Genomic DNA, 13,374 nt, shown 5'->3' with positions numbered 1-13,374 from the left:
CATGATCAGGACAATATTAACCGGGCGAAAAACCCTTAACCTAAGAAGCAGCGCTCTCAACCTGTTTGACATCGATTCGATCTCTCTGCTCATTGGCAAGAATGGATCCGGCAAGACTCGAACCTTGCAAGAAATCGCTGAAGCTTTCGGCACAAGACGCAATCAATCACTGGACGAACCCTGTAAGATTATCCTCAACACCGAACGCCTGGCCACACCGGAGCAGCTAAACGATTGGGGAATCCTGTACTACACGCCCGCACAAAACAGGCCAAGCCTTCGCAGTACCAAAAACTTCATCAACGCCTCAAAGCGTCCAGTGGAAAATCTCAATAATCTAGACCGCTACTCTAACATTCTGGCTGCCTTCGGCCTCGACGTAGAGTTGACCGCTACATTGCGAGCTGAATACCGAAAAATTGCTCGACTGTTAGCTGAAGCATTGTTGAAAAACCGGCAGTTTCGTACCGCCGCCATCCTCGATGCTTTTAATTTCGCCGAACTCGAAGAGCGCAAGCGAATATTTGATAATGTCTCGGAGTTTGAAGCCAGCCAGTCGGAATACAACCTTGCAGATTCCCGCTATACCGAACAATTTCAGACCCTCGTTGAGTTACTGCTACGCAAGCTACACCAAAGCGCCAGGGCGCATCAGGTTTTTGCTTGCCTTGCTGTAGTTACCCAACTACTGGAGAAGCGCCAAGCCAGTATCGTTTTGGTCATCAGCTTTCTCAAAACATATCTGGATTTTGAGTTCTTACCTTCGCCGCAAGATGATCCACGCCTGCCTGAATTGCACCGACTTGCCAAAATGACCGAATACCTGCTTAGGCATGAGCACTTCGAACCAGCACCAGGCAGTAGCAGCAATGTTCTAATCTACACTCGGCCCCTGATTACCCAAGAGCAACGTGTCAGACTCGAACGATTGGAAGCGTTCAAGCTTTGTCGACTTGGGTATCCTCATATCAGCTCAGGACAATGGGCGATCATGCAACAAATCATCGCTTTGTACGAATCATTGAAGGAATTGCGAACCCGTGGGTTCCGCAAGTTACTGGTAATGATCGATGAAGGCGACGCATTTTTACATTTGGAGTGGCAACGGCAATATGTCTATCAAATCAACGACTTCTTGAGCCAATGCAAGGAGGAACTCCAGATCGATTGTCTACAATTGATTCTGGCATCCCACTCCCCTCTACTGGCTACTGATGTGCCACGAGAGTTCGTTGCGACTTTTGACAGTGATGAACCGCAGCCATCCTTCGGCGCCCCCATGCAACTAGTATTAAACCGCTCGTTTGGTGCCCGTTCGATGGGTGCATTTGCCATCCGAGAAATTAATAAGACTCTGCACAATGCCGCCCAAGGCCAAATGACGGAGCGAGACAGGTATGTCCGGAGCATCATCGAGGACCCTATCATCTCAAGGGAAATTGATTATCTGCTGAACAAGGAGCGCTCGTAATGCTGATCAATATATCGGACGTCTGGAAAACGGCATACGCTTCGCACAATCGTTACTTGGAAAAATGTATCAACGAAGGAATAAAGTCGCTCAAAAAAACATCTATCGAGAAACCCGCCACGCAATTTTTGAATTTCCTCAAAATCCAGTTAACCGCTAAGAGTCCGAGCGGACTGCAGTCCTCCATCCGTTATTATGAGAAACTGAAGCGAAAGATTTCTCGACACGAACGCTCCGTACTGGATTCCTTTCTAAGAAAGACATTCGATTACAAAAAATTCACTTCCAAGCGTGTACATTGCTGGTCAGCATACAAACTGTGCAAAAGCAGCACTTACAAAATATGCCCCTATTGTCATCACGCTTACATGCTCACCACAAAGGAAGCAGAGAAAGGCATCAGGCCAGACCTGGATCATTATTATCCTCAGCATCGCTACCCGTATCTTGCATTGGCTTTGCACAATCTCATTCCCAGCTGCTCGATCTGTAACTCTCGCCTGAAGGGCGCCGAGGATACAGGCGACCATTCCTATTTGCACCCTCTGTTCGACTCGGAATCCCTGCATTTTCGTTGCGAGAAGCCGGGTAGCACTATAGTCGACATTGTAAGCGATTTCGAAAACATCAAAGATCAGTTGAAAGTTCGGATCACCTATGACCCTACCTGCGCCAAGTCAGTCAATACCCTGCGAATGTTCCAGCTACACGAACGTTACGATCTGTTTTCCCAACAAGGTGCTGACTTCGTCGGTTCAAAAACCAGTATCGATGGGCTAGATGAATTGCTACAAGCCCACGCTATAGGTCCATTGCAAGAGGGTGCATTCCTGGCTCTTCCACCGAGCAAGGAAAAAGAAATGCGGCAACTTCGATTCGATCGAGAGCGATACAAACACTATTTGCACGGAAAAATGTTCGCTGATTTATATGATCAATTCGACCGGACCTCTTTACTCAGCAGACCTTATCCTTAGAGCAAAAGACTCTTCATCTTTGCAAGGGCGCATGCTATCGGTGATCCGGCTCCCCACAGCTTAATGACACGCCTGTCGTGACACAAAAATGACCTCAATCGACATCATGGGCGTGCAGACGATCAGGGTCGCGGCCATTGACCAATAGTTTAGAAATCTCTGAACTATCTTTTTGCGCTTCCCTATTCTTTCCGCCAACCGCCCCTCCCTACTATTGCGGCAACAAAGGAGCCTTTCCATAGAGATGCGGCCCGAAGCTTGCCTTTTCTGATTGTCACTGCCGTTCGTTGTGCGTTTCGGTTAGCGCCGCAACGTCGCTGTGTCAATCATGCGAAGGAACCTTTGGAGTCGATCGATGAAGCTGGAAATATTCCGAACGTTGTGGGGCTATACCGCGAGCAAGGCACAAGCGCTCGATGAGTTGCTTGAAGCCGGGTTCGATGGCATGGAAGCCCGCCTGCCCATGACCGCCAGCGAACGCGCCGAGTTCGCAGCCTTTCTACGCATCAACAAAGTCAGCTATATCAGCACCGTCTTCAGCGCCTACGACGTTCTACCGGAACAGTCGGCAACCGTCGACGAACACCTTCTGGACCTCGATAAAAAACTCGGCTGGGCGGCTGAGTTGGCACCGCGCTTCGTCAATCTGCTGGCTGGCAACGACCGCTGGCCACTGGCACAGCAAGTCGACTTCTTTGGCCGCGCGATGGACGTCGCGCGCAAGCATGGCCAGGTGTGCGCCTTTGAAACCCATCGCGCTCGCTCGTTATTCAATCCCTGGGTCACCCTCGAGCTGATTCGTCAACTGCCGGACCTGCGCTTCACCAGCGACATCAGTCATTGGGTCGTCACCTGCGAACGCCTGCTCAACGATCCGGAAGACGACCTCAGCGCCTTCGTCGAACGCGTTCACCATATCCAGGCCCGAGTCGGTTATGACCAGGGACCGCAAGTGCCTCACCCCGCCGCCCCCGAGTACAGCCAAGCGCTTGCCTTCCATCAGCAACATTGGGAGGCCATCTGGCGATCCCAGGAAAAACGCGGGTATCAGGTCAGCACGCTGACACCGGAGTTCGGCGCCGACGGCTATCTGCATCACCTGCCCTTCACCAACGTGCCGGTGGCCGATCTGTGGTCGCTGAACGTGTGGATGGCAAACACCGAGCGCGAGCATTTTCGGCGTTTCGCCTGCACCTCAACCCGATAAGGAGCGCTGCCTCATGCCTGACAAAACACCAACGACCGCCAACTTCAATCGCATTCCGGTGGTGGACATCGCCGGGCTGTACAGCGACGACATCACTCAGCGCCAGGCAGTGGCCGAAGAACTGGGTAACGCCGCCCGCGCAGTCGGTTTCCTGTACATCAAGAACCACGGCATCGAGCCGTCACTGATCGACGGCTTGCGTCAAGCGGCGAAGGACCTGTTTGCCCAATCGCTTGAGTACAAAATGCAGCATTACATCGGTACTTCACGCAGCCACAAGGGTTTTGTGCCTGAAGGTGAAGAGGTCTATGCCAAAGGCAAACCGGATCACAAGGAAGCTTTCGATATCGGTTTCGAAGTGAGCGAAGACGATCCGCTGGTCATTGCCGGCACGCCATTGATCGGGGCCAACGAATGGCCAGACTTGCCGGGCTTCCGTCCCGCCGTCGAAGCTTACTACGCCGCGGTGTTTGCATTAGGTCGTCGCTTGTTCAAGGGTTTCGCCCTCGCCTTGGGCCTGGAGGAAGACTATTTCGAGGCAATGGTGACTCGCCCCCCGTCGAAGCTGCGCCTGATCCATTACCCGTTTGACCTGGCGGCTCAAGACGCGCCCGGCATTGGTGCGCATACCGACTACGAGTGCTTCACCATCTTGCTTGCCGACAAGCCAGGCCTCGAGGTGATGAACGACCAGGGGCAATGGATTGATGCGCCGCCCATGGACGGTACTTTTGTGGTCAACATCGGCGACATGCTGGAGGTCATGACCGCAGGCACATTCGTCGCTACGGCTCACCGAGTGCGAAGCGTCAGCGAAGAGCGCTACTCGTTCCCACTCTTCTATGCGTGCGACTTCCACACGCAAATCAAGCCACTGCCGCAGTTTCTTGAAGGCGGTAAGGATTACGAGGAAATCACCATCGGTGAGCACATGTTTGGTCAAGCGTTGCAAACCTATCAATACCTGCGCCGCAAAGTCGAACGCGGCGAACTCAAGCTGTATGAGCGCGCACGCAAGCCATCGAGCTTCGGTCACTTGAAGAACCAGACGCAGGAAGCGTCCTGATGCCCCCGCCCAGTTCCAAAACAGCCCTGTTTCAAAACCAGTCCAATCCTACTTTTTCGACGTGGAGTCACCGATGATGCGCAATCCAATGAATATCGCTGTCCGCTTGTCCCTGCTGGCCTTCGCGATCCTCGGTGCGGCAGGAGCCCACGCAGCGACGACGGTGACACCCGGCGCCCTCAAGGTCGGTATGGAAATCACCTATCCGCCCTTCGAATCATACGACGAACAAAAAAATGTCGTCGGCTCCGACCCCGAACTGGCGCGGTTACTCGCCAAACATCTGGACCTCAAGGCTGACTTCGTTGACACCAAGTTTTCCAACCTGCTGCTGAGCCTGAACGCCGGTCACTATGATGCGATCATCTCGGGCATGTACATCACACCCGAACGGCAGACTCAAGCGCAAACCATCCCATACGCCAAGACCGGCGCAGCGATCATGGTGCTGAAGGACAGCCCGCTGAAACCGAAAGTACCGGAAGACCTCTGCGGCCTGAAGGTCGGCCTGGAAAAAGGCACCACTTGGGTGACGCAATTCAACAAACTCTCGACCGATTACTGCGTCCCGAATAACAAGGGCGCGATCATGGTCAGCGAATTTCCGTCCGCCCCTGAAGTGACCCAAGCGCTGCTCTCCGGCAACGTGCAGGCTCAGGTGGAGATCGACGGCGCCGCCGGCATGATCGCGGAACGCACCAAAGGCCGGGTAGTGATCAGCACCGAGCACTCGATCTATCAACAGACACTGGGTATTTACGTCAAAAAGGACAACGACGCGCTCTATCAGGCGCTGCTCAAGGCCTTTGACGCGACGAAAGCGTCAGGTGAATACGCCGCCCTGTTGAAGAAATACAACCTGGAAGAACCGACTAACTGACTCAGTGCAGCCCTGTGGGAGCGAGGCCGCTCCCACAGTCGGCGGCGTTCGCTTGACTGCCCGGCATAGGTGAAGCCTCCGTCGACGCCAGCAGTTGGAGGTACACATGCAATTTGAATGGCCCTACTTTTTTTCTCTGTTTTCGGTCTCGGACTTCTGGAAAGCCTGCATTACGGTGGTGGAACTCAGCACGCTGGCCTGGTTTATCGGCATGCTGCTGGGCTTCCTGCTGGCGTCGGCCAAGCTTTCGGCCACGCGTTGGGTCAGCGTGCCGGCGTCGGTTTATATCTGGTTCTTTCGCAGCGTGCCGCTGCTGGTACTGGTGGTGTTCGTCTATAACTTGCCGCAGATGTTCCCGATCACCCGTGGCGTACTGTCCAACCCGTTCTATTCCGGCCTGTTCGCGCTGGTGGTGACCGAGGCGGCGTACATGGCGGAAATTCATCGTGGCGGCTTGATATCCGTTGCCAAAGGCCAGAAAGAAGCCGGCCGAGCGCTGGGCATCGGCCTGATCGGTCTGCAGCGCCTGATCGTGATCCCACAGGCGTTCCGCATTTCCCTGCCGACACTTATCAACGAATACATCACCGTGGTGAAACTGACCTCGCTGGTCTCGGTGATTTCCTTGACCGAACTGTTGACCGTGGGCCAGCGCCTTTACGCGCAAAACTTCCTGGTCATGGAAACCCTGTCGGCCGTGGCGGTGTATTACGTGCTGATCGTGACCGTGCTCGGCTGGCTATTTCATTGGCTGGAGCAACACCTGGAGCTCAACAACCGCAAACCACAAACGCTGGATGACATCAGCCTGCGGCGTCTGCGCGCGTCACCGGCGGCGCCCTCTCCGGCGGACGCTCGTACAGCGCCGGGGCCTGGCTCGGCACCCGCCCTGCGACTGGTCAACATTCACAAGCGCTACGGCCAGCACGCCGTGCTCAAGGGCATCGACCTTGATGTCAACGTGGGTCAGGTGATCTCCATTATCGGTCCGTCGGGATCGGGAAAAACCTCGCTGATTCGGACCGTCAACGCCTTGGAAAGCATCGACCAGGGCGAGATCATTCTGTTCGGCGAAAGCTATATCCACGCCGGTGACAACACCAACACGCAACAAGTACGCCACGGGGTACAGCGCATCGGCATGGTGTTTCAGAGCTTCAACCTGTTTCCCCATCGCACCATTCTCGACAACGTCACCCTCGCGCCGCGCTATCACGGCCGCGACAAGTCCATCAGCGAGCAGCGCGCCTACGCCCTGCTGGACAAGGTCGGGCTGCTGGCTCACGCGCAAAAGTATCCGCATCAGTTGTCGGGCGGCCAGCAACAACGCGTGGCAATCGCCCGCGCATTGGCGATGGATCCCCACATCATGCTGTTTGATGAGCCTACTTCAGCCCTTGACCCGGAACTGGTCGGCGATGTGCTCAAGGTGATCAGCGACCTGGCAAAAGAAGGCATGACCATGTTGATCGTGACCCATGAAATGGACTTCGCCATGTCAATTTCCGACAGGGTGGTTTTCATGGAGGACGGCCTGGTCAAACTGGATGCGAAGCCTGGAATGATCCGAGCTGATCAGTGCGGCGAGAGAATCAAGAAATTCATGCGGGTCTGAACTGGGTGTGATTGGATCCTCACACCCGAGATGGGGTGTATCGCTCAAGCAAGCCGGCGAGTCATTCTGATGGGGACTCATCAAGATCGTCGTCAAGGCTCGCAATGCATGCGTCGAGCAATTCGTGCAATACAGCCACGCGCTCCACGCCGAGTAGACCATTGAGCGCGCGCTGTGCCTCCTTCCAGGCCCGCTGGCCTTCGGCTTGCTTTACGCGTCCAGCCTCGGTCGCTTCGACAAGACGACTGCGGGCATCGCCTCCTGCACCAATCTCCAGCCACCCCTGAGTGGTCAGGGACTGCATGTTTCGGGTCAGGGTCGAATTATCCATCTGCATTTGCCTGGCCAGGTCACTCGGCCGAATAGGCCCCAGCCTGACGACATGCGACAACAGTGCGTACTGCGTGTTCTTGAGGCCGGACTCGGCGACGTAGCGGTCGTAGTGACGCGTCACCATGCGATTGAGCTGGCGCAGCTTCAGATTGGTGCAGCCCTGTGGCTTGATAGTATTTTTCATGGGGTATATTGTACCTGCAATATTTGCATATGCAATTGTCTGGAGAGAAGGAAATGCCGATGGAAGTCGATCAGGTCGTTGCTCACTGGAACGCGGAGGAAAAATCGGTTCGTGCGCGCTTGCTGGTCGCCGATACCGCGCCGCAGGATCAGATCGCCGGTCGAACAGGCATGGAAGTGTTCGAAGCGATCTTTGCTGGAGAACTGCCTCCCCCACCCATCGGCGACACGCTCGATTTCGTGCCGATTCACATGGAGCCCGGCATTGCCGTCTTTCAAGGTCGCCCACAGCGCAGGCACTACAACCCACTGGGCACCGTCCACGGTGGATGGTTCGCTACGCTGCTCGACTCGGCAGTAGGTTGCGCAGTGCACTCGACCTTGCCCGCAGGCAAGGGCTACACCACGCTGGAGCTGAAGGTCAACATGGTGCGCCCCCTGAACGACCAGGTCCCGTTGGTGCGTGCCGAGGGCAAGGTCATCCATGCGGGGCGTACAGTGGCGACGGCCGAGGGCCGGATCATTGGCCCCGACGGCAAACTGTACGCGCACGCGACGACCACCTGCCTGATCTTCGATCATCCCGCAGCCACACAGGGGATCTCTCATGGCCAAGGTTGAGACCGATCCTGGCGCACCCGTTACCCGCGAAACACGCGACGCCCAGGCCTTTGCGCCGGCACTGTCTGAAAATACCATCCCGACTTGATCAATGGTGAAAACATGAAATATGCATCCTTCGGCAAAACAGGACTGAGTGTGTCCCAGGTCGCGCTCGGGACAGGCAACTTTGGCACAGGCTGGGGCTACGGCGCGGATCCCGATGTCAGCACGGCAATCTTTAATGCCTACGCGGAGGCCGGCGGCAACTTCATCGATGGGGCCGATATCTACCAGTTCGGACAATCCGAGGAGCTGCTCGGGACCCTTCTGAAGGGCCGACGCGAGAATTTCGTCCTGGCGACCAAGTACACCAAAGGCGCGCAGCCAAATGCCGATCGCCTCGTCACGGGCAATAGTCGTAAAGCCATGGTGGCCTCGGTAGAGGCAAGCCTGAAGCGACTCGGAACCGATCGCATCGATCTCTACTGGGCGCATTGGCCGGATGATGTCACGCCCACCGAAGAAATCGTCCGTGGGTTCGAGGATCTCGCCCGCGCGGGTAAGATTCTTTATGCCGGCCTCTCCAACTTTCCTGCTTGGCGGCTATCGCGAGCAGTCACCCTCGCCGAACTCACCCACTCGGTGCCGATCGCCGCGGCGCAATTCGAGCATAGCCTGGTCCACCGCGAGCCCGAGGCTGATCTGTTCCCGGCTTCGCAGGCGTTGGGATTGGGTATCGTCACTTGGTCGCCACTCGGCGGAGGCATGCTGACCGGTAAGTACCGCAAGGGCGAGAAAGGACGCGCCGAGGGCCTCGGTGGCAAGGTGTTCCAGGCAGAGAATAGCGAGCAGCGTACACAGGTCCTAGATACGGTGATCGCCATCGCCAACGAACTGGGCGTCAGCCCCGGTCAGGTCGCCATCGCCTGGTCCGGCACGCACGGGTCGTTGCCCATCATCGGGCCACGCTCGGTCGAGCAGTTGGCCGACAACCTCGCTGCCCTGTCGGTTGAACTGTCAGCCGAGCAGATTCATCGGCTCGACACCGTTAGCAGCTTGTCTCCTTCGATGCCAGCAAGGACAGCGACCCCTTGGGCTCGCGCAGCAGCGCAGATCGTGGCTTGAACGTGGGCGGGTGATGCAAGCCGACGACAAGAAGGCCAGACTCAACTGTATGCATCACCTGCCCGGCCCCCTTTATTGCCTGACATGTTCCTGTCAGCCTCCCGTCACCCTGACGTCAGATCGTTGCGCCTAAAGTAATGCCAGGATTGCTCCTGCGGCGACAGCGTGAACCTGCGGGAGCGAGCCTGCCCGCTCCCGCAGGAACCTGGCTTAACCAGAGATTCCGCACCCTTGGTTGCTTTTTGCCGGAGCTCTTGTCATCAGGCGGAAGGAGAAACGCAAATGAACCACCCTGACGGGCACGACAGCGCGCTTGATCAATTCATCTGGCCATCGCCAGGCGGTATCCTGAACCGCAAAGACCTGTTGCTTCGCCTGCGCGCCGAACAGCGATTCATGGCCGCACAGGACCCTGCATGCAGGCTCGATCAACAAGACTACCTGCTTTCCCTGATCGATTCGGTATCAACACGGGCCGACGGCGCCGCGCAACGCTCAGGTTTCGATGCCCGGCGAATGCGTAGCGTCATCACTGAAGCGGCCACGAGAAGCCATTGGGGCAAGCCCTCAGGCGGTTGCCGAACCCAGGGCATCGCCGCACACTACGATGCGCAGACTTGCATGGCCGCGGTACTTGATGTCGAGCTGAGCGACGAGGGGCGCTTGATTGTGCATGACACGGTATTTGTCGCTGACCTGGGCGCTGTAGAAAACCCCGGTCGCCTACGCGCCCAGCTTGAAGGCGCGTGCCTGATGGGGGTCGCATTCGTGGCATCTTCTGAATTTGATATGACGGCGGCGGATCTGTGCCCGACGATCGCCCAACGCCCCCGCTGGCCACTCGTCTCATGGCTGCCAGGCCACATCGCGGTACATTTGATCAACCCTACGGGTGCGCTCCAGGCCTGCCAGCCCAGCCAGCTGAGCTACGTACCCATCGTCCGGGCCTTGTGCAATGCGATTCGCAAAGCCTCGGACAAGCGTACCAGCGATTTGCCGCTAAAAAGCCAATCCCTCGAAAGAATGGGCGGACGTTAAGTCACTGCCGGCTTCAAATAACCCCAGCGTCAGGGCTTTCAGCGGCGCCGCACGGGTGGTTCATTACCATTTGGCAATCCGATGGCCACAAAAGCTGGGTAAAGTATTTCTTCCAACTGAGTGAGATTTCGCGCCATGCCTTCGACTCCCGGTGTCCCGTCCAGCATCCGTGGGCAACGCGGCGCGGACCTGCTCGTGGAAGTACTGCACAGCGAAAGCGTCCGCCATGTGTTCGGCAATCCGGGAACAACGGAGTTGCCTTTGCTCGATGCGCTCTCGGGCGTCTCCGATATTCACTACGTGCTCGGCCTTCAGGAGGCCTCCGTCGTGGCGATGGCCGACGGTTATGCCCAGGCCTCCGGCCGCCCCGGTTTCGTCAACCTCCATACAGCAGGAGGCCTTGGCAATGCGATGGGCGCCATCCTGAACGCGAAGATGGCGAACACGCCGCTGGTGATCACTGCGGGCCAACAGGATACCCGCCATGGCGTGACCGACCCGCTGCTTCATGGTGATCTGGTCAGCCTGGCCCGACCGAGCGTCAAATGGGCGGAGGAAATCCAGCACCCCCAACATATCCCGATGCTGTTGCGTCGCGCTCTTCAAGATTGCCGCACAGGGCCGACCGGCCCGGTTTTCCTTTCGCTACCGATCAACGTGATGGAGCAGCACACCGATGCCGATGCTGGCCAGCCGTCGCGAATCGAACGAGGTGCGGTGACCGCGGCGATTGACCCGTTGGCTGACGCCTTATCGACGGTTACCCCCGGCCGTCTGGCGATTATCGTCGGGGAAGAGGTATTCCAGTCGAATGCCCAAGTGGAAGCGGTGAGCCTCGCCGAAGCACTTGGCGCGCCGGTCTTCGGGCCATCCTGGCCCGGGCATATCCCCTTCCCCACCGCTCATCCTCAATGGCGCGGAGCCTTGCCACCCAAAGCTGCCGATATCCGCGAAACGTTCGCTGACTTCGATGCGGTCTTGCTTCTCGGCGGCCATTCGCTGATCAGTTACCAATACTCGCAAGGCCCGGCGATCCCCCCTCATTGCCGTCTCATTCAATTGACCGGCGATGGCCACCAACTGGGCAGAGTGCATGGAACGGCGCTGGGATTGATAGGCGACATCAAGCTGTCCTTGCAATTGTTGCTGCCATTACTGGATCAGGCACTGGCCCCGCACAGCCAGGCAATCGCGACGCTGCGAAATGTCGCTGCACGCGAGCGCGGTACCCGCCGAATCGAAGTGGCCGAGCGCGCGAAGCGCGAATTCAATGGGCCCGTGACAACGCCTTTCGTTGCGGCCCATGAAGCTGTCCGGGCAATCGGCCCTGATGTGTGGATCGTCGACGAAGCACCGGTCACCATCGCTCATGTGCGTGCGTGCCTGGATTCGCATTCGGCCCGCCAGTACCTGTTTACGCGCAGCGCCATCCTCGGCTGGGGCATGCCGGCGGCTGTCGGTACATCCCTTGGCCTGGACCGCACCCCGGTGGTCTGCCTGGTCGGCGATGGCTCGGCGATGTATTCACCCCAAGCGCTTTGGACAGCGGCACACGAGCGTTTGCCCGTCACCTTTGTGGTCATGAACAATGGCGAATACAACATCCTGAAAAACTACGCGCGTAACCAGACGCACTACCGAAGTGCCGGTACGAACCAGTTCATCGGCATGGACATCCGGGACCCGGCCATCGACTTCCAGGCCCTCGCCTCTTCCCTGGGGGTTGCTTCGCGCAGGGTCGAGCGCGCCAGGGATATTGCTGAAGCGGTCGAGGATGGCATTCGCTCAGGTCGCCCCAACCTTATCGAATTACCGATTATGGCTTGAAGCTAACGGGCGTTCACCTTATTGCGGCCCTGCGTCAGGCGACCGTGATCGGCATCATGGGTGATGAGTTTGATTATCCGACGCCTTCATGCCGCCATGGAAATGCACGTGCACTTGCTTGCCTAGCCCTTGGCGGGCTCAGGTATGAGGCGGCTGTATTTGTTCAGTGAGCCACTGCAGGGCTAGACTGGCGCCAGCCCAGTCTCTACGCCGGTCAACCAATGCCTCTCCCTCCGCCAGATACCGCCGAACAGACAACGTTGACCCGCGAAGTGGTGCTGCGTTACCACATGGCGTGGAAACGCCGCGATTTGGAGGCGATTCTGGCGATGTATCACCCGCAAGTGCAGTACAACGATTTCTTCCAGAACCGCAGCATGGGCCTGGCCGAGTTGCGCGCTTACATCACCAGCACGTTGCCGCGTCATCCCGATGAGTATCTTGAACACAACGACCGCATCCGTGCAGATGGCTGTACCGCATTCATCCAGTACCAGACAGCGCTGAAAGGCAGTGGCGAGCGGGTGGTTTTTCGCACCAGTGAAGCCATCACGGTATGTGATGGCCTGATCCTTCGTATAAACGAATATGCCTCACTGGTGCGCGACAGCGAGCCCCAGACTGGGCGCCACGCGCCCGCCATCAGTAAACTGGGTCTCTCGGCGCGTCAGCTGACGTTCATGGCGCGAGACTTGGCCGACTATTTTACGCGCCAGCAGCCCTTCCTCGACCCGGATCTGGACCTCGCACGGATTGCCAGCGCCACCGGGTACAGTCGCAATCAGCTGTCTTACCTGCTGAATCAAGTGCTGGGGCAAAGCTTCTATCGCTACGTGACCCAAGCCCGGTTGGCCTACCTGCTTGAGCGCCTCGTCAATCACGGTGAAAACGCGCCCATCGATGCCCTTGCGGCGAGTGCCGGATTCAACTCCACCTCGGCGTTCTACAAGGCCTTCCGCAGTCACACCGGTTGCACACCCAAGGCGTGGTTGAAAGCCAATTGCGCGCGTGCCCGCAGATAACACAGCCCCCGTCACAGCGCATTAATC

Annotated in this window: 12 protein-coding genes; 11 read left to right on the top strand and 1 reads right to left on the bottom strand. The window is 57.3% G+C overall.

The window, feature by feature from the left end:
- Window position 1: 1 nt before the first annotated feature.
- From BLU76_RS04990 to BLU76_RS04965, 6 genes are all read left to right on the top strand, one after another.
- Window positions 2–1,471 carry an AAA family ATPase gene (locus BLU76_RS04990; protein WP_092221709.1) on the top strand — a complete coding sequence of 490 codons (1,470 nt, stop codon included), beginning with the start codon at window positions 2–4 and terminating at the stop codon, window positions 1,469–1,471.
- The gene (locus BLU76_RS04985; protein WP_092142264.1) at window positions 1,471–2,448 is read left to right on the top strand and encodes a hypothetical protein; all 978 of its coding nucleotides are present in this window, start codon (window positions 1,471–1,473) and stop codon (window positions 2,446–2,448) included. Before BLU76_RS04990 ends, BLU76_RS04985 begins: the two co-directional genes overlap by 1 nt.
- 355 nt (window positions 2,449–2,803) lie before the next feature.
- A complete protein-coding gene (locus tag BLU76_RS04980) occupies window positions 2,804–3,655 on the top strand; it encodes a sugar phosphate isomerase/epimerase family protein (RefSeq protein ID WP_092142267.1) in 852 nt (283 codons plus the stop codon).
- A 13-nt stretch (window positions 3,656–3,668) separates the two neighbouring features.
- Window positions 3,669–4,721 (top strand): isopenicillin N synthase family dioxygenase, encoded by a 1,053-nt coding sequence (locus tag BLU76_RS04975; protein WP_092221707.1) that lies wholly within the window; start codon window positions 3,669–3,671, stop codon window positions 4,719–4,721.
- Window positions 4,722–4,794: 73 nt separating this feature from the next.
- Complete coding sequence (locus tag BLU76_RS04970; protein ID WP_371914645.1) at window positions 4,795–5,601, top strand: ABC transporter substrate-binding protein; 807 nt, start codon at window positions 4,795–4,797, stop codon at window positions 5,599–5,601.
- Between the two features lie 106 nt (window positions 5,602–5,707).
- Complete coding sequence (locus tag BLU76_RS04965) at window positions 5,708–7,216, top strand: amino acid ABC transporter permease/ATP-binding protein (RefSeq protein WP_092221705.1); 1,509 nt, start codon at window positions 5,708–5,710, stop codon at window positions 7,214–7,216.
- Between the two features lie 61 nt (window positions 7,217–7,277).
- Here the strand turns inward: BLU76_RS04965 and BLU76_RS04960 are convergent, their stop codons facing one another.
- Entirely contained in the window at window positions 7,278–7,733 is a 456-nt protein-coding gene (locus BLU76_RS04960) for a MarR family winged helix-turn-helix transcriptional regulator (protein WP_060742910.1), read from the bottom strand.
- 59 nt (window positions 7,734–7,792) lie between these two features.
- On the opposite strand from BLU76_RS04960, the gene BLU76_RS04955 reads away from it, so the two are divergent.
- The 5 genes from BLU76_RS04955 to BLU76_RS04935 all read left to right on the top strand — a co-directional run bounded on the left by BLU76_RS04955 (window position 7,793) and on the right by BLU76_RS04935 (window position 13,347).
- Window positions 7,793–8,353, top strand: a complete 561-nt coding sequence (locus BLU76_RS04955) for a PaaI family thioesterase (protein ID WP_092142276.1) — start codon at window positions 7,793–7,795, stop codon at window positions 8,351–8,353.
- A 102-nt stretch (window positions 8,354–8,455) separates the two neighbouring features.
- Window positions 8,456–9,460, top strand: coding sequence for an aldo/keto reductase (locus tag BLU76_RS04950; protein WP_092142279.1), 1,005 nt, complete (start codon window positions 8,456–8,458; stop codon window positions 9,458–9,460).
- Between the two features lie 282 nt (window positions 9,461–9,742).
- On the top strand, window positions 9,743–10,498 hold the full coding sequence (locus BLU76_RS04945; RefSeq protein ID WP_092142282.1) for a molybdopterin-dependent oxidoreductase: 756 nt from the start codon (window positions 9,743–9,745) through the stop codon (window positions 10,496–10,498).
- Between the two features lie 135 nt (window positions 10,499–10,633).
- Window positions 10,634–12,325, top strand: a complete 1,692-nt coding sequence (locus BLU76_RS04940) for a thiamine pyrophosphate-binding protein (RefSeq protein ID WP_092221703.1) — start codon at window positions 10,634–10,636, stop codon at window positions 12,323–12,325.
- Window positions 12,326–12,546: 221 nt separating this feature from the next.
- On the top strand, window positions 12,547–13,347 hold the full coding sequence (locus BLU76_RS04935) for a helix-turn-helix domain-containing protein (RefSeq protein ID WP_092142288.1): 801 nt from the start codon (window positions 12,547–12,549) through the stop codon (window positions 13,345–13,347).
- The last annotated feature ends 27 nt before the right edge of the window (window positions 13,348–13,374 follow it).

Source organism: Pseudomonas sp. NFACC08-1 (genome assembly GCF_900106735.1).
GTDB lineage: Bacteria > Pseudomonadota > Gammaproteobacteria > Pseudomonadales > Pseudomonadaceae > Aquipseudomonas > Aquipseudomonas fluorescens_Q.
This window is presented reverse-complemented; position numbering and strand designations above follow the sequence as displayed.